Origin of the sequence: Rhodanobacter sp. FW021-MT20 (assembly GCF_041107475.1) — a bacterium.
Taxonomy (GTDB): Bacteria; Pseudomonadota; Gammaproteobacteria; order Xanthomonadales; family Rhodanobacteraceae; genus Rhodanobacter_A; species Rhodanobacter_A glycinis.
On the sequence record NZ_JBGBPX010000005.1, the window covers coordinates 113,522 to 130,410 of the forward strand.

Annotated in this window: 13 protein-coding genes and 1 tRNA gene; 7 read left to right on the forward strand and 7 right to left on the reverse strand. The window is 65.8% G+C overall.

Annotated elements, in window-relative coordinates:
- Positions 1 to 33 precede the first annotated feature (33 nt).
- The 7 genes from AB7849_RS08150 (at position 34) to AB7849_RS08180 (ending at position 7,491) form a co-directional block, all read left to right on the forward strand.
- Positions 34 to 543 (forward strand): CinA family protein, encoded by a 510-nt coding sequence (locus AB7849_RS08150; protein WP_369500824.1) that lies wholly within the window; start codon positions 34 to 36, stop codon positions 541 to 543.
- A gap of 122 nt (positions 544 to 665) precedes the next feature.
- Positions 666 to 1,703, forward strand: coding sequence for a recombinase RecA (gene recA, locus AB7849_RS08155; protein WP_008213550.1), 1,038 nt, complete (start codon positions 666 to 668; stop codon positions 1,701 to 1,703).
- A 34-nt stretch (positions 1,704 to 1,737) separates the two neighbouring features.
- A complete protein-coding gene (locus AB7849_RS08160; protein ID WP_008213551.1) occupies positions 1,738 to 2,226 on the forward strand; it encodes a regulatory protein RecX in 489 nt (162 codons plus the stop codon).
- A gap of 68 nt (positions 2,227 to 2,294) precedes the next feature.
- On the forward strand, positions 2,295 to 4,946 hold the full coding sequence (gene alaS / locus AB7849_RS08165; RefSeq protein WP_008213552.1) for an alanine--tRNA ligase: 2,652 nt from the start codon (positions 2,295 to 2,297) through the stop codon (positions 4,944 to 4,946).
- Positions 4,947 to 5,193: 247 nt separating this feature from the next.
- Positions 5,194 to 5,394: a carbon storage regulator CsrA gene (gene csrA, locus AB7849_RS08170; RefSeq protein WP_008213554.1), complete on the forward strand. Its 201-nt coding sequence runs from the start codon at positions 5,194 to 5,196 to the stop codon at positions 5,392 to 5,394.
- A 70-nt stretch (positions 5,395 to 5,464) separates the two neighbouring features.
- Positions 5,465 to 5,557, forward strand: a tRNA-Ser gene (locus tag AB7849_RS08175).
- A 239-nt stretch (positions 5,558 to 5,796) separates the two neighbouring features.
- The gene (locus AB7849_RS08180) at positions 5,797 to 7,491 is read left to right on the forward strand and encodes an APC family permease (RefSeq protein ID WP_037098191.1); all 1,695 of its coding nucleotides are present in this window, start codon (positions 5,797 to 5,799) and stop codon (positions 7,489 to 7,491) included.
- 18 nt (positions 7,492 to 7,509) lie between these two features.
- On the opposite strand, the gene AB7849_RS08185 is transcribed toward AB7849_RS08180, so the two are convergent.
- From AB7849_RS08185 to AB7849_RS08215, 7 genes are all read right to left on the reverse strand, one after another.
- Positions 7,510 to 8,241 carry a UDP-2,3-diacylglucosamine diphosphatase gene (locus AB7849_RS08185; protein ID WP_008208189.1) on the reverse strand — a complete coding sequence of 244 codons (732 nt, stop codon included), beginning with the start codon at positions 8,239 to 8,241 and terminating at the stop codon, positions 7,510 to 7,512.
- Complete coding sequence (locus AB7849_RS08190) at positions 8,238 to 8,978, reverse strand: peptidylprolyl isomerase (protein ID WP_369500827.1); 741 nt, start codon at positions 8,976 to 8,978, stop codon at positions 8,238 to 8,240. Before AB7849_RS08190 ends, AB7849_RS08185 begins: the two co-directional genes overlap by 4 nt.
- 129 nt (positions 8,979 to 9,107) lie before the next feature.
- A complete protein-coding gene (locus AB7849_RS08195) occupies positions 9,108 to 10,568 on the reverse strand; it encodes a Ppx/GppA phosphatase family protein (protein WP_425438638.1) in 1,461 nt (486 codons plus the stop codon).
- 288 nt (positions 10,569 to 10,856) lie between these two features.
- Positions 10,857 to 12,950, reverse strand: a complete 2,094-nt coding sequence (gene ppk1 / locus AB7849_RS08200; RefSeq protein ID WP_369500829.1) for a polyphosphate kinase 1 — start codon at positions 12,948 to 12,950, stop codon at positions 10,857 to 10,859.
- Between the two features lie 122 nt (positions 12,951 to 13,072).
- A complete protein-coding gene (phoR, locus tag AB7849_RS08205) occupies positions 13,073 to 14,368 on the reverse strand; it encodes a phosphate regulon sensor histidine kinase PhoR (RefSeq protein ID WP_439822710.1) in 1,296 nt (431 codons plus the stop codon).
- Between the two features lie 13 nt (positions 14,369 to 14,381).
- Entirely contained in the window at positions 14,382 to 15,071 is a 690-nt protein-coding gene (phoB, locus tag AB7849_RS08210) for a phosphate regulon transcriptional regulator PhoB (RefSeq protein ID WP_008209799.1), read from the reverse strand.
- A 123-nt stretch (positions 15,072 to 15,194) separates the two neighbouring features.
- Positions 15,195 to 16,823: a M48 family metalloprotease gene (locus AB7849_RS08215; protein WP_008209797.1), complete on the reverse strand. Its 1,629-nt coding sequence runs from the start codon at positions 16,821 to 16,823 to the stop codon at positions 15,195 to 15,197.
- Positions 16,824 to 16,889 lie beyond the last annotated feature (66 nt).

A 16,889-nucleotide genomic window follows, 5' to 3' on the forward strand; every position in this document is an offset into this window, starting at 1 on the left:
TTAACGTGCCGGCTTCAAGATCGGGAGTCTCGCATGGAGTCGTTGTCCGTTCCTACCGATGCCGAGCTGACCGGGCTCGCGCGGCTTGCCGCCGACGAGGTGCAGCGGCAGAAGCTGATGCTGGTGACGGCCGAGTCCTGCACCGGTGGCTGGATTGCCAAGGTGCTGACGGACCTGGCGGGCAGTTCGGCCTGGTTCGATGCCGGCGTGGTGACCTACAGCTACGAGGCCAAGGAGTCGTTGCTGGGCGTCAATCCGCGCACGCTGGAACACGATGGCGCGGTCAGCGAGGAAACTGCGCTGGAAATGGTCTCCGGCGCCCTGGCGCGCTTCGGCGCGGGCGTGGCGGTGGCGGTCACCGGTATTGCCGGGCCATCCGGCGGCACCGCCGAAAAGCCCGTGGGCACGGTGTGGATCGGCTGGAAGCGGCGTGGTGGCTACGCCCATGCCCGGCTGTACCAGTTCGCGGGTGATCGCGAGGCGGTACGCCGACAAACCGTGGCGGCGGCGCTCATCGGCCTTCGGAAAACGCTGACAGAGTGACGCGGCCGCTGCCGCCGGACCCTGGCGCCCGATGTGGGATAATCGGGCGGTACAGATCGCAGCCCGTGAGACGACAGCCGGGCATCATGCTTCCCATCACCACCCAACCGGAATCAAAGACGATGGATGACAACAAGCGCAAGGCGCTAGCCTCCGCCCTCGGCCAGATCGAGAAGCAGTTCGGCAAGGGTGCCGTCATGCGCATGGGCGATCGCGTCAACGAGGCCATCGCGACCATTTCCACCGGCTCGCTGGGGCTGGACATCGCACTCGGCGTCGGCGGTTTGCCGTGCGGCCGCGTGGTCGAGATCTACGGGCCGGAATCCTCCGGCAAGACCACCATGACCCTGCAGGCGATCGCCAGCTGCCAGCGCGCCGGCGGCACCGCGGCGTTCGTCGATGCCGAGCATGCACTGGACCCGACCTATGCCGAAAAGCTGGGCGTCAACGTGGACGACTTGCTGGTCTCGCAGCCCGACACCGGCGAGCAGGCGCTGGAAATCGCCGACATGCTGGTGCGCTCCGGCGCGGTCGACATGGTCGTGGTCGACTCGGTCGCCGCGCTGACCCCGAAGGCCGAAATCGAAGGCGAGATGGGCGACTCCCACGTCGGCCTGCATGCCCGCCTGATGAGCCAGGCCCTGCGCAAGCTCACCGCCAACATCAAGAAGTCCGGCTGCCTGGTGATCTTCATCAACCAGATCCGCATGAAGATCGGCGTGATGTTCGGCAGCCCCGAGACCACCACCGGCGGCAATGCGCTGAAGTTCTACGCCTCGGTGCGTCTGGATATCCGTCGCATCGGCGCGGTGAAGAAGGGCGAGGAGATCATCGGCTCGGAAACCCGCGTCAAGGTGGTCAAGAACAAGGTGGCACCGCCCTTCCGCAAGTGCGAGTTCGAGATTCTCTACGGCGAGGGCACCTCGCGCGAAGGCGAGATCATCGAGCTGGGCGTGGCCGAAAGCCTGATCGACAAGTCCGGCGCGTGGTACAGCTACAAGGGCGACCGTATCGGCCAGGGCAAGGAAAACGTGCGCCAGTTCCTGCGCGACAACCCGGCGATTGCCAACGAGATCGACAAGGAACTGCGTGCGCGCCTGCTGGTCAGCGCCAAGTCGAACGCGGCCGCGGAGCCGGCAGCGGCCGAAGCCGAGGCCTGATGCCGACCGCGGGACCCGCCCTGTCGTGGCCGCGATGAAGCGGCGCGACAGCGGCGACAAGCCGGTTCCCAGCGCCTATGACAAGGCGCTGGGGCTGCTCGCACGGCGCGAACAGTCGAGACGCGAGCTTCGACGCAAGCTCGATCAGCGCGGTTACGCCGGTGAAGAGACCACGGCGGCACTGGACCGGCTCGGCGAGCAGCATTACCAGGACGACGAACGCTTCGCCGGCATGCTGCTGCGCAACCGGGCGGGGCAGGGCTATGGCCCGCTGCGCATTCGCATGGAGCTGAAAACCCATGGATTGTCCGATGCCGTGATCCGCCAATTGCTGGACGAGGCAGAGGTCGACTGGGAGGCCTCCGCCGCGACACAATTGCGGCGCCGTTACGGTGGCAAGGCCAGTGCCGACCACGCTGAACGCGCCCGACGTGGGCAGTTCCTCTTGCGTCGCGGCTTTTCCGCCGCCACAGTAAGGCAAGTAACCCACGCTGAAGTGGACGACGCCGACGAGGAAAACTGATCGCGGCGTCGCTGCGGCGTGGCCTTTTTTTCGCAGCCTTACGCCACGATCGAATGACTCAGACTCGCATGAAAACGGCCGACATCCGCTCGACCTTCCTCGACTTTTTCCGCTCGAAGGGGCACACCGTCGTGCCGTCCAGCTCGCTGGTGCCGTCCAGCGATCCCACGCTGCTGTTCACCAATTCGGGCATGGTGCAGTTCAAGAACGTGTTTCTGGGCAGCGAGAAGCTGTCCTACGTGCGTGCGACCGACGTGCAGCGTTGCCTGCGCGCCGGCGGCAAGCACAACGACCTGGACGCCGTGGGCTATACCGCACGTCACCATACTTTCTTCGAGATGCTGGGCAACTGGTCGTTCGGCGACTATTTCAAGCGCGATGCCATTGGCTGGGCGTGGGAACTGCTCACTGGCGTGTTCAAGCTGCCGGCGGACAAGCTGTGGGTCACCGTCTACCACACCGACGACGAGGCCTACGACATCTGGAACAAGCAGGTCGGCGTACCGGCCGAGCGCATCGTGCGCATCGGCGACAACAAGGGCGCGCCGTTCGCCTCGGACAACTTCTGGCAGATGGCCGACACCGGCCCCTGCGGCCCGTGCACCGAGATCTTCTACGACCACGGCGCGGACATCGCCGGCGGTCCGCCGGGGTCGCCGGACGAGGATGGCGATCGCTACATCGAGATCTGGAACCTGGTGTTCATGCAGTTCGATCGCGCGCCGGACGGCACGCTGTCGCCGTTGCCCGCGCCGTGCGTGGATACCGGCATGGGCCTGGAGCGCCTTGCCGCCGTGCTGCAGCACGTGCATTCCAACTACGAGATCGACTTGTTCGAGCGACTGATTCGCGCGGCCGGTGAATTCACCGCCACCAGGGATCTGGGCAACAAGTCGTTGCGCGTGATCGCCGATCACATTCGCGCCTGCAGTTTCCTCATCGTCGATGGCGTGCTGCCTTCCAACGAGGGGCGTGGCTACGTGCTGCGCCGAATCATCCGTCGCGCCCTGAGGCATGGCTGGATGCTCGGCGTGCGTGGCGACTTCTTCTGGAAGATGGTGCAGCCGCTGGTCGAGGAGATGGGCGTGGCCTATCCCGAGCTGGTGCAGAAGCAGTCCTTTGTCGAGGACGCGTTGCGCACCGAGGAACAGCGCTTCGGCGAAACGCTGGAGCACGGCATGCGCGTGTTCGATGAAGTGGCGGCCAAATCGGGCAAGACCATTCCTGGCGTCGACGCCTTCCGTCTGTACGACACCTACGGTTTCCCGGTTGATCTCACCGCCGACATCGCGCGCGAGCGCGGGCTGGACGTGGACATGGCCGGTTTCGAGCAGGCCATGAACGAACAGCGCGAGCGCGCCCGCGCAGCCGGCAAGTTCGAGGCCAAGGGGCAGATGCCGGCCGAACTGGCCAGCCAGCTCAAGCCGACGGTTTTCCTTGGCTACGAGGCTCTGTCGGCCAGCGGCAGCAAGGTGCTCGGTATCGTCCGTGACGGTCGCCAGGTCGGTCAGTTGGCCGAAGGCGAGGAAGGCCTGGTCATACTCGATCGGACGCCGTTCTACGCCGAGTCCGGTGGCCAGGTAGGCGACACGGGTTCGTTGGCGAATGACCAGGGCCGTTTCGACGTGGCCGATACGCTGAAGATGGGTGGCGTGTTCTTCGGGCATGCCGGTGCGTGGCACGGCACGCAGTCGCTGAAGACCGGCGACGTGGTCACGGCGCAGGTCGACGCTGACCGTCGCCAGGCGATCAGGCTCAATCATTCGGCGACCCATTTGCTGCATGCCGCGTTGCGCCAGGTGCTGGGCACACACGTGACGCAGAAGGGCTCGCTGGTGGCACCGGAGCGCCTGCGCTTCGACTTCGCCCACCACAAACCGATGAGTCACGATGAGCTGGCTCGCGTGGAAGCATTGGTCAATGCCGAAGTGCGTCGCAACGCCGAGGCCGAAGTGCGCCAGATGGGTTACGACGAAGCAATCGCGTTTGGCGCGATGGCCTTGTTCGGCGAGAAGTACGGCGACGAAGTGCGCGTGCTGAAGATGGGCGATTTCTCCACCGAATTGTGTGGCGGCACCCATGTGAGTCGCACCGGCGACATCGGCCTGTTCAAGATCGTCGGCGAAGCGGGCGTGGCCTCCGGCGTGCGTCGTATCGAGGCGGTGACCGGCGACGGTGCGCTGGCTTACGTGGCGGACGAGGAGCGTCGCCTGGCCGAATTCTCGCAGCTGCTGTCCAGCACGGGCGACGATGCGGTGGAGAAGCTGCGCCAGTTGTTCGACCGTCAGAAAAAGCTGGAGCGCGAACTCGAATCGCTGCGCAGCAAGGCCGCCGGTTCGGCCACGGCCGACCTGGCCGGTTCGGCGCAGGACGTGGACGGCATCAAGGTTGTCGCCGCGAGGCTGGAAGGGCTGGATGCCAAGTCCTTGCGCGACAGCATCGACAAGCTCAAGCAGGAACTTGGCGATTGCGTGCTGCTGCTTGCCGCGGCCGCCGACGGGCGCGTCTCGCTGGTTGCCGGCGTGCATGGCGCCGCGCTGGGGCGGATCAAGGCGGGCGACGTGGTGGCACACGTGGCGCGCCAGATCGACGGCAAGGGCGGCGGTCGCCCCGACATGGCCCAGGGCGGTGGCGCCGATGCGGCGCAGCTGCCCGAACTGTTGGCAGGCCTGCGGAACTGGGTCGCGGATCGGCTGTCCAATGCCAAACCGGATGCGTAGGCCGTTTGTCCCGTTCGAAACGCGTTGCACCCAAGGCGCGCGCTCGGCTACCATCGGCTGGATGTCGTATTGCGGCAAGATGGCAGTGCGGAGGCAAAGGCGTCTTACGGAGCATTCGCTTCATTGAGGCCCGGGAAGGCGGCAAGGCCTTTCGGATGCTGGAGTCGAACTGCAAGTGGTCGTGCTCAGGGGTGAGGCACCGCTACGCAGAAGGCCTGTGACCACTCGTATTTAATGGAGTAGCGATATGTTGATTCTGACCCGCCGGGTCGGTGAAACCCTGATGATCGGTGACGAGGTGACCGTCACTGTTCTCGGCGTAAAGGGCAACCAGGTGCGTATCGGCATCAATGCCCCGAAGAACGTTGCGGTTCATCGCGAAGAGATCTACCAGCGCATCAAGGGTGAACACGATGCCGCTGCGCCCGATGAATCCGAGGAACACTGATCTTTAGGCTTTACCTTAGCCTCGCCGGCAAGTATCCTTGCCGGCTCCGCAGAAATGCGGCGAAAAATCCGGAGAGATGCCCGAGTGGCCGAAGGGGCTCCCCTGCTAAGGGAGTATAGGGTCAAAAGCCTTATCGAGGGTTCGAATCCCTCTCTCTCCGCCAGATACGCAAAACGCCCCCACGTGGGGCGTTTTGCGTATCTGGCGGAGAGAGAGGGTGGACGCCATGCACACGATGGTCACTTCAGCTTTGCGAGCATCCGCCCAAACATGCCCGATGCAACGGGTGGCGCCCATGTGTACGTGAATGGTGTCCGACCAGTCGCATGACTGGTGTCCGGTGAAAGCTGTCCGATGGCCTGCATCGATTGATCCGCAGCTCAAGCCCGGAGGTAGCGCCGCATGACTGGACATGCCCGAACCCGACATCGCATGGCTGCCGACGACAAGCGGTTGCGACGCGATGTCGGCATCGTCGGACTGCTGTTCACGGCAGTGGGTTCGATCATCGGTTCGGGCTGGCTGTTCGGGGCGTTGAGTGCGGCGCAGATCGCCGGGCCGGCGTCGATCCTGGCGTGGGGCATTGGCGGGGTGATGATCATCCTGATCGGCCTGTGCTATGCCGAGCTTGGCACCATGTTTCCGGTGTCCGGCGGTGTGGTGCGTTTCCCGCACTTCGCATTCGGTTCGTTTGCCAGTTACACGCTGGGCTGGATCAGTTGGCTGGCAGTTGCTTCCACTACATCGATCGAGGTGGAGGCCGCGCTGCAATACGCCACCAACTACCTGCCGTGGCTGCAACGCCTGCAGGATGGCGTGCCGGTGCTGACCACCGCGGGTTTCGCGGTGGCGGCGACCATGCTTGGCATCTTCAGTCTGATCAACGTGGTGGGCATTCGCTGGTTCGCGCGACTCAACAATGCGCTGGTGTGGTGGAAGCTGATCATCATCTGCGTGGTGATCGTCGCGTTCCTGTTCACTGCATTCCATGGCGCGAATTTCCATGGCGGCACGCTCGCTCAGGATCACGCTGGTGGCTTCATGCCGTTCGGCTGGAGCGGCGTGTTCGCGTCCATCGCCACTGCCGGCATCGTGTTCTCGTACCTCGGCTTTCGCCAGGGCGTGGAGCTGGCTGGCGAAACCAGCCATCCGCAGCGCAACGTGCCGATCGCGATCATCGGTTCGGTGCTGATCACGGCCGTGATCTACGTGGCCTTGCAGGTGGCCTTCATCGGTGCGTTGCCGGCCGAGGCGCTGGCGCATGGCTGGGCACATATCGGCACCAGTTTCAGTGGCGGACTGGATCATGTGGCCGCCACCTATGGACCGTTGGCCGCACTGGCAGGGGTGATGGGGCTGACCTGGCTCGCGGTGTTGCTGTACGTCGATGCCTTCATCTCGCCAGCGGACACGGCGCTGATCTACACCACGGTGACGGCGCGCATTGCCTACGCGATGGGGCGTAACGGCAATGCGCCGCGCTCGCTGGCCAAGGTGAACGAACGCGGCGTGCCGTGGATCAGCGTGATCCTCACTTTCATCGTTGGGCTGATCTTTTTCCTGCCGTTCCCGGGCTGGCAGAAGCTGGTCGGTTTCGTGACCTCGGCCACCGTGCTCTCGTTCGGTTCGGGGCCGCTGGCGGTGCTGGCCATGCGCAGGCAGTTGCCGCGGCAGGATCGTCCGTTCCGGCTGCCGTTCGTGCACGTGATCGCCTACCTGGCGTTCCTGTCCTCGAACCTGATCGTCTATTGGTCAGGCTGGGACACCGACTGGAAGCTGTTCGTGGCGGTGCTGATCGGCTACATCGTGCTGGCCATCCACGAATGGCGCTATCGCAAGCAGACGCCGCCGCTGGAATGGCGCGCCGGTGCCTGGGTCGTGGTTTGGCTGGCGGGTTTGGCGGTGATCAGCTGGCTGGGTGACTACCCCGCCGCAGGAAAACACGCGGGCAATCTGCACCTGTTCAACTTCGCCGAATCCATCGGCATCATCGGCGTGTTTTCGCTGCTGGTGATGTGGATAGCCATGCGCCTGCGTCTGCCGACCGAACGGGTGGAATCGCATCTGGGCGAGACCGACGCGACGCAGGCCGGATAGCTCACCGGGCACCACCGTTCAGCCGACGGCCAGACCGCGCAGCTGGGCGTGGTCAGGCGTCACGCTCAGCACCGAGCCCTGCTCGTACCAGTCGCCCAGCACGATGCGCTCGGCCGGTTGGCCATCCAGGTCGAAGCGATGGATGGCCGGGCGGTGGGTGTGGCCGTGGATCAGGCGGGTGATGCCGGACTGGCGCATGGTGTCGGCCACGGCGTCGGCGTTGACGTCCATGATCGATTCCATGGTGCTGCCGGTATGCGCCTTGCTGTCGGCACGGGCCTTGGCAGCAAAGGCCCGACGCGCTTCCAGCGGCATCGACAGGATATGGGCCTTCCATTCGGGCGTGCGTACCTGCTTGCGCACGGTCTGGTAGGCGAGGTCGTCGGTGCACAGTACGTCGCCGTGCATCAGCAGGGTGGGGCGGCCGTACAGCGTGTGCACGGTGCCGTCGTCGAGCAGTTCGAAGCCGGCGCGGCGCGCGTAGTCTTCGCCCAGCAGGAAGTCGCGGTTGCCGACCATGAAGTAGACTGGCACGCCGGCCTTGCGTACCGCGTGCGTGGCGTTGGCGATGCGACGCGGCAGCTCGGCATCGTCGTCGTCACCGATCCAGGCTTCGACCAGGTCACCCAGGATGTACAACGCGTCGGCGCTGCGCACTTCGTCGCCGGCGAGGTAGTGTTCGAACAGCTCGGTGATCTGCGGACGGCTGTCGTCCAGATGCAGGTCGGCGATGAACAGGGTATGGCTCATGCGGGTTTGCCGGCCTTGGCGGGCTTCTTGTGCGTGGCGGCGTGCTTGCCGGTCTTCGGCTGCGGCTGGGCCGGCGCGGCCTTGGCGTTCGTTGCGGCCTCGGCCGGCGCAGCGCTGCTGGCAGCGGAGGCCGGTGCCTCCTCGCCGATCACGCTGGCACTTTCGATCACCACCAGCGGGTTGGGGACGTCGGCAGCGAACGGGCCGAGCGCGCGGGTGGGCAGCGCGGCAATCTTGTCCACCACGTCCATGCCCTTGACCACCTTGCCGAACACGGCGTAGCCCCAGGTCAGCCCGCTCTGGTTGCCGGCGTAGTCGAGGCGACGGTTGTCGACCAGGTTGACGAAGAACTGCGAGGTGCCGGAATTCGGGTCGGCGCCACGCGCCACGGCCACGGTGCCGCGCAGGTTGGACAAGCCGTTGTCCGCCTCGCTGGCAATGGGCGAGTGCGTGCGGCGCGGCTGCAGTTCACGCGTGTACAGGCCACCCTGCACCAGATAGCCGGGGATCGAGCGGTGGAACACGGTGCCGGCGTAGAAACCCTCGCGCACGTAGCGCAGGAAGTTGGCCACGCTCTTGGGCGCCTTGTCCGGAAACAGTTCCAGCGTGATGTCGCCCTGCGACGTATGCAGCAGGACCTGGGGATCCACGGCGGGTGGTGCGGTGACCTTGGGCGTGTCGGCGGCGAAAGCGGACAGCGAGAACAGGAGCAGCGGAACGAGCAGAAGCTTGGACATGAGGGGCAAGTCAGCGAGGGCGTCCACGCATGATACGCAAAGAGGGTGAACATGGCTCAAGCGCGAAGCCATGCCATGGCCGCACGGCGTGTGTGGATGGCGCACGCGCACGGGCGCCGGCGCCGCTGCTCAGGCGGTTGACACGCCAAGCGCCAGGCCGAGTTCCGTCATCGGTGGCGTCTCCTGCACGAGGTCGGCTTCGCTCAGTGGATGGTGTTCGAGCCAGTCGGCGGGCAGTTGCAGGTGCAGTTGCTGGCCGCTGGCTTGCAGCCGCAAGGAGGGCAGTGATTCGGCGCGTCGGGCACGGCGAAACAGTACGGCCAGACGCAGCAGGGCGGTGATTTGCCGGGACAGTTGGCGATAGCGTTGCGGCAGGGCGGCGAACATGGCCTTGTCCGGCTTGCGCCGGTGCGCCTCGACGATGGCGGCCAGCAATTGCTGCTCCTGCCGCGAAAAGCCGGCCATGTCGGCGTGGCGCAGGATGTAGCCGCCGTGGCGGTGGTGCTGGCTGTGGGCGATGGCCAGGCCGATCTCGTGCACGCGCGCGGCCCAGGACAGCCATTCACGCGCTTCGGCGTCCAGCTTCCACGCCGCCGCGACCTGGTCGAACAGCATCAGTGCGGTGGATTCGACACGCCGCGCCTGCGCGCGATCCACGCCGTAGCGGCTCGCCAGCGCATCGATGCTGGCGGTGCGCGGGTCGCTGCCGCCAGCGCGGCCGAGCAGGTCCCACAGCAGGCCTTCGCGCATGGAGTTGTCGCACACGCGCAGGCGCTCGATCCCCAGCGCCTCGAAGGCAGCCTCGAAGATCACCACCGCACCGGCGATCACCGGCGCACGCTCTTCGGCCAGGCCGGGCAGCTTGAGCGCGCCGATCTGGCCTTGTTCCAGCATGGCCTCGCGCAGGGCTCCCAACGTGGCGAGCGTGATGCCGTCATCGGACAGCTTCATCGCCTGCACCGTCGAGCTGATCGCCTTGGCGCTACCGGAGGAGCCATAGGCATCGAGCCAGCCGACCTCGCGGTAATCCTCGGCAAACTGCTGCAGCAGCACGCCGATTTCGGTGTGGGCGCGCTGCCAGCGTTTGCGGGTGAGCTTGCCGCCGGGGAAGAAACGCAGTGTGGAGGCGATGCAGCCGGCCTGCACACTCTCGGTCTGCAGTGGGGCGAGGCCGCGGCCGATGATGAATTCGGTGCTGCCGCCGCCCACGTCGATCACCAGCCGGTGTTCGCGCGAGACCGGCAGGCCGTGCGACGCGCCAAGGAAGATCAGGCGACCTTCTTCGCGGCCGGACACGACTTCCACGGGATGGCCCAGCGCCGACTCGGCCGCAGCGAGAAAGGTGTGCGGTGCGGCCAGCTGCCGCACGCTGTTGGTGGCCACCGCGCGGACATGGCTGGACGGAATGCCGGCAATGCGCTGGCCGAAGCGGGCCAGGCAGTCGAGTGCCAGCCCGCGGCGCGCGGCATCCAGCGAGCCATCGGCACGCAGGCCGGCGGCCATGCGCACGCTGTCGCGCAGGCGATCGATGATGCGTGGTTCGCCGTGCTCAACCCGGGCCACCATCAGATGGAAGCTGTTGGAGCCCATGTCCACCGCGGCGATCAGTTCGCCGTTGCGGATCGGTGTCGGATCGCCGTGGCTCAAGCGCGGGCTTCCCTGCGAGGTTGCGAAAGATCCGGGGTGATCGGGTAGGAGCCCGCTCGCGGGCGATGCTGTTGGCCGTGATTCGGGAGAGCATCGCCCGCGAGCGGGCTCCTACAACGGCCATGGTGGTGAGAGGCTGAAGTTTTCACGGGCTCGGAGATCATGAGCAGGCTCTGGGCGGACGGTGGTTCCGACCCGCCTCGGTACATGGATGATGCCGGATCATCACGATCATGGACACAGCTTGTCCAGCAGGGTTTGCTGGGCGTCATGGGCCAGCGCGTCGCCGGGCGCGGCCCGCGCGTAGCGGCCGTTGGCGTCGAGCAGCCATGCGTGGGTGTTGTCGGCCAGGTAATTGGCCAGCGTTTCGTCGTACACGCGTTGCGCCAATACCGGGTCGAGGATGGGGAAGGCCACCTCGATGCGACGCAGCAGGTTGCGTTCCATCCAGTCGGCGCTGGCGCAGTACACCTCGGCGTTGCCATCGTTGGCAAACCAGTAGACGCGGCTGTGCTCCAGGAACCGGCCAATGATGGAACGCACGCGAATGCGTTCGGACAGTCCCGGCAGGCCGGGTCGCAAGGTGCAGGCGCCACGCACGATCAGGTCGATCTCGACACCGGCTTCCGAGGCGCGGTACAGCGCCTCGACCACATGCGCCTCGTTCAGCGCGTTGAGCTTGGCCACGATGCGTGCGGGCTTGCCGGCCCGTGCGTTGGCGGTCTCGCGCTCGATCTTTGCGACCACGCTGGTGTACAGCGTGAAGGGCGAGTGCAGCAGCCGCTTCAGTTGCAACCGTGGTCCCAGCCCGGAAAGCTGCTGGAAAACCTTGTGGATGTCCTCGCCGATTTCCGGGTTGGCCGACATGAGTCCGATGTCGGTGTAAAGGCGGCTGTTGGCCTGGTGATAGTTGCCGGTGGACAAGTGCACGTAGCGGCGCAGGTGGCCGTCTTCACGGCGCACGATCAGCATCATCTTGGCGTGGGTCTTGTAACCGACCACGCCGTAGACCACCTGCACGCCGGCTTCCTGCAGACGCATGGCCAGGCGGATGTTGGCCTCCTCGTTGAAGCGGGCGCGCAATTCGATCACCACGGTGACGTCCTTGCCGTTGCGCGAGGCTTCCACCAGCAGGTCGACCAGCGGGGTGTCCGAATCGGCGCGGTACAGCGTCTGCTTGATCGCCAGCACTTCCGGGTCTTGCGCGGCCTGGCGCAGCAGGTCCACCACCGCGCCAAACGACTCGTAGGGGTGATGCAGCAGAACGTCGCGCTGGCGCAGCACGTCGAACATGCGGCTTTCGACATCCAGCCCGCCGGGCAGGCGCGGAGTGAAACGCGGGAATTTCAGCGCGGGGCGATCGAGGCGGTTGCAGATCGAGCCGGCACGAATGATGTTGACCGGGCCGTCACAGCGGTAGACGTCGGTTTCCTCCAGCTCGAAGTTGGCGATCAGCATGGACACGATGGATTGCGGGCAGTCATTGCCGATTTCCAGTCGCACCGGGCGCGCGTAGCCGCGGCCGAGCAATTCCTCGCTGAGCGCGTGTGCCAGGTTGTCCACCTCGGCTTCTTCCACCACCAGTTCGCTGTTGCGGGTGACGCGGAACTGGTAGGAGCCGGCCACGTCGAGCCCGGGGAACATCAGGTCGGCGAAGGACTGCAGCAATTCGGCCAGGAACACGAAATGGTCGCCCGGTCCGCAGACTTCGTCGGGCAGGCGGATGATGCGCGGCAGCGAGCGCGGTGCGCGCACCAGTGCCATGTGGCCTTCGTGGCCGAAGGCGTCGCGGCCGTGCAGCACCACCGCGATGTTCAGCGTCTTGTTGAGGATGCGCGGGAACGGATGCACCGGGTCCAGGCCCAGCGGCGACAGCACCGGCAGCACCTCGTTCTCGAAATAGCCACGCAGCCAGCGCCGCTGGCGGTCGCTCCATTGCTCGTGGGTCAGGAAATGGATGTCCTCGGCACCCAGGGCCGGCCCGAGGTCATCGTGCCAGGTGGCGTATTGCGCGCTGACCAGGTCGAGCACGCGCTGGCGGATGCGGGTGAGGATTTCGGCGGAGCTCAATCCGTCCGGACCGGGGGCGGCCGAACCGTAGCTGTGGTGATGCTTGAGCACGGCGACGCGCACCTCGAAGAACTCGTCGAGGTTGTTGGCGACGATGCTCAAGTAGCGCAATCGCTCCAGCAACGGAATGCGGGCGTCCTGGGCCTGGCTGAGGACGCGGAAATTGAATTCCAGTGCGGCCAGCTCGCGGTTCAGGTAGAACTGCGCGGCGGTCGGATCAGGTGACTGGAGCTGAGGCGTTGCGGGATCAGGCATGCTGACATTCTCGCCCATGCCGGGCTCGCATGCATGATGCGGCGCGGCTGGGGTTCAGTGTGGAGTCTGGACGGTAGCCATCGTTCGGGCCGTGAACCTTTCCGCCGGCCTGGCTGCCGGGCTCAAGGTGTATCCGGAAAGTCCGGTGGAAAGTCGTCTTCGCCGGTATGCTCGGGCAGCAGCCGTTCCTTGCCGAAACGGCAGGCGAAGGTGGAGCCTTGTCCGGGCGTGCTGTGTATTTCCAGGCGCCCCTGGTGCAGGTTCAGCACGTGCTTGACGATCGACAGGCCCAGGCCGGTGCCGCCGCTGTCGCGTGAACGGCTGGACGATACCCGGTAGAAGCGTTCGGTCAGCCGCGCCAGGTGGTCGGCGGGGATGCCAAAGCCGGTGTCGTTGACCGAGTAGAGGGCACCGTCCGGGGTACGTTCCCAGCGAATCGTGATGGTGCCGTCGGCTGGCGTGTAGCGCACCGCATTGCTGACCAAGTTGGACAACGCGCTGTGCAGATCCTTCGGCGAGCCGAGCAGGTCGACGTGTGCGGTGGCATCCAGCACGATGCGATGGCGACCCTGGCTGATCGCCTCGGCTTCCTTGCGCAAGGTGGCGAGCAGCGATGCCATGGGCACGCGTTCGTCGGAGACCGTGTTCTGGGTTTCCAGCCGCGACAGGGTGAGCAGGTCCTCGACGATCTGTCCCATGCGCCTGGACTGGGTGCGCATCTCGCCGAGCACCGGCGCCAGATCGGGCACGTCTTCCGGATCGAGCAATTCGAGATAGCCGTGGATGACGGTCAGCGGCGTGCGCAATTCATGCGAGACGTTGGCCACGAAGTCGCGCCGGATCTGTTCCAGTCGCGTCAGATGGCTGATGTCGCGCGCCAGCAGCAGGTGCTGGTGGTGGCCGAATGGCAGCATCTCGACGTTGATGTGCCGGCTAGGCTGGCCGGGGGCGGCGATGTCGTGCAGGGGGTGGCTGGAATCGCCTTGCAGCCAGTTGGCCAGTTCCGAGCCGTGCAGGCGGGCCTGCAGGAGCGCGTTGCGATCGTGCGGACGGCGCAGGCCGAGCAGAGACTCGGCGGCATGGTTGAACCGGCGCACGCGCTGCTGCTGGTCGAGCAGCACGATGGCATCCGGCAGGCTGGCGGCGGCGGAGCGCAGGTCGTGCAGGTTGCTGGCAAGGCGGCGCGAGCGGTGCATGAAGCGGTCGTGGCGGAGCAAGGGAGTGTCAGGCATGGATGCCATGGTGTTCCGTGTTCCGTGACGGAGTCGCGACAGTAAAAGGACGATTTCCGCCACCGCGACGATAGCCACGCCGGCGGCGACATGGCCGCCCGCCGCAGCGCCACCCGCGGCGCCCGCGAGCAGCCCGGCCAGCAGGGCTGCCGGCAACATCCATGTGGCGGATCGCGGTTGGGTCATCGTGTGGTCTGGCTCACTCGCTGGTGGAAAAACGATAACCGGCGCCGCGAACCGTCTGGATCAGCCCGTCCAGTTGCCACGGTTCCAGCGTCTTGCGCAGGCGGCGGATGTGCACGTCCACGGTGCGCTCTTCCACGTACACGCTGCCGCCCCACACGTGGTCGAGCAATTGCGCACGCGAATACACGCGCTCGGGATGGGTCATGAAAAAGTGCAGCAGCCGGTATTCGGTGGGGCCGATGACGACGGCTTCGTCGCCGGCGAACACGCGGTGCGCCGGGCCGTCGATGCGCAGGCCACCCACTTCGATCGTGCCGGAGCCGTCGTCGCCATGGCTGCGCCGGAGCACGGCCTTGATGCGCGCGATCAGTTCGCGCGCGGAGAACGGCTTGATCACGTAGTCGTCCACGCCGGCTTCCAGGCCGTTCACGCGATCCATTTCCTCGCCGCGGGCGGTGAGCATGATGATCGGAATCTCGCGACCGGGTTCCTCGCGGCGCAACCGGCGCGCCAGTTCCAGCCCGCTCATGCCGGGCAGCATCCAGTCCAGCAGGATCAGGTCGGGTATGCGTTCGGCGATGGCCATTTGCGCGGACCGCGCGTCGGCGGCCTGGATGGCTTCCATGTCGGCCTTGCGCAAGGCAAAGGCGACCATGTCGCGGATCGAGGGCTCATCTTCAACGATCAGGATACGTTTGTGCACGCGTGGGCTCGTTCGGGTGGCCTGTGACACGAGTATTGCAGCGTTGCAATGTTACGAGGGCATGACATGGGGCGCGAATGACGCCAGCAAGCCGTTTTCGGGCGTCCGCTGTTTGTCGCAAGGTTACTGTTGCTGGCCGCTGTCCGGATTGTCCGGTGTCTTGATCCTGCGCTTGCGCAGTTCCATGACCAGCGGCGTGAGTTCGGCCAGGCGCCCCTGGATGCGGGCGCGGGCGTAATAGTCCAGGTCCGGCCGCTTGAGTAGCCGCTTGAGCTGTTCCACCGCGTCGAAGGGGCGGCCGGACAGATAGCTGGCGTCGGCAAAGGCTTCGCCGGCCAGTTCGCTGTTGCCGGCCTTGTCGCTGGCGCGGGCATAGGCGGTGTAGATGTCCGGCTCGTCGCTTTCGTCCAGTAGCGGGCGCAGCAGGGCAGCGGCCTGGGCTGCCTGGGCCTTGTCGCCGCCTTGGGTCAGGGCCTTGGCATAGTCGAGGGAGATGGCGCGATTGCGCGGTGAGGCGGCGTTGAGATCGTTGTAGATCGCCAGCGCCTGGGCACGTTGGCCGGCCTGCAGATGCGCACCGGCCATGGCCAGGCGCAGGATCTGGTTGCCGGGATGAGCGACCAGCAAAGGTTGCAGCTCGGTGACAGCCTTGTTGCCATTGCCGCTGCGGGTGAGCGCCAGCGCATAGCCGTAGCGGTTCGATGGCGTGTCGAAATCATGCCGCTTGGCGAGATTGGACGAGTAGTAGAGGCTGAGTTGCTGGGCGTCGCCGGCGAGTACGCGCACGCGCTCGCGCATCAGCAGGAAGGTGTCGAGGTCGTCGGCGTCGTGGTGGGGTGTCGCGAGCAGGCGGGTGGGATCCTTCACATAGGGGATCGGTGCGGTCTGACTTGCCCATTGGCTCTTGTCCAGGGTGAGGCCGGAGGGACGCAGTTTCTGCTGGGCGATCAGCTGGCGCGCCCGCGCCTTGGCGTCGCTGATGCGTATCGAGGTGACCGGGTGGTCCTGCAGCAGCGCCGGCACGTCTTCGCCACCGGCGCCGGTGCTCATCACGTCTTCCATGCGCTGGAAGAAATCGGCCATCGCATCGGGATCGAAGCCGGCGTTGGCGAGGGTCTGGATGCCGACGCGGTCGGCCTCGGTCTCGTCCTTGCGGGTGAAGTTGATCTGCTTCTGTTCCAGCAGGCCCTGGCCGCCAGTCAGTACGGCCATGCCGGCATCGCCGCCGTTGTGGGTCGAACCAGCGGCGATGGCGCCCAGCAACACCAGCGCCAGCAGCGGTGCATCCTTCTTCGAGGCCTCGAAGGCGCGCTGCAGGTGATGCTGGGTGATGTGGCCGATTTCGTGCGCGATCACCGCCGCCAGTTCGCTCTGGTTCTGGGCAATGACGAACAATCCGGAGTTGACCGCGATGTAGCCGCCCGGCGCAGCGAAGGCATTGATTTCCGGGTCCTTGGCGATGAAGAACGCAAAGTGGTCCTTGGGGCGCGAGCAGGCCGCCACCAGCCGGAAGCCGAGGTTCTTGATGTAGTCGTTCAGCAGCGGGTCGTCCACCACCATGTTCAGTGTGCGCATCTGGCGCAGCATGGCGGCGCCGTAATCCTGCGCTTCCTGCGGAGAGATCAGCGCGTTGGCCGAGCTGCCGAGGTCGGGCAGGCGGCGCTCCGATTGCGCGCCGGCGCCAAAGGCCAGTCCGGCGATGATCAGGGCCGTCAGCAGACGAGTGGCGGGGCGTCGTGGCGACATGTGCATAGGTTGCGAGACAATAGCATTGTGACCGTGGTCGACGGGCGCAGTTCAGTCCCCGTCGGCTTGTTT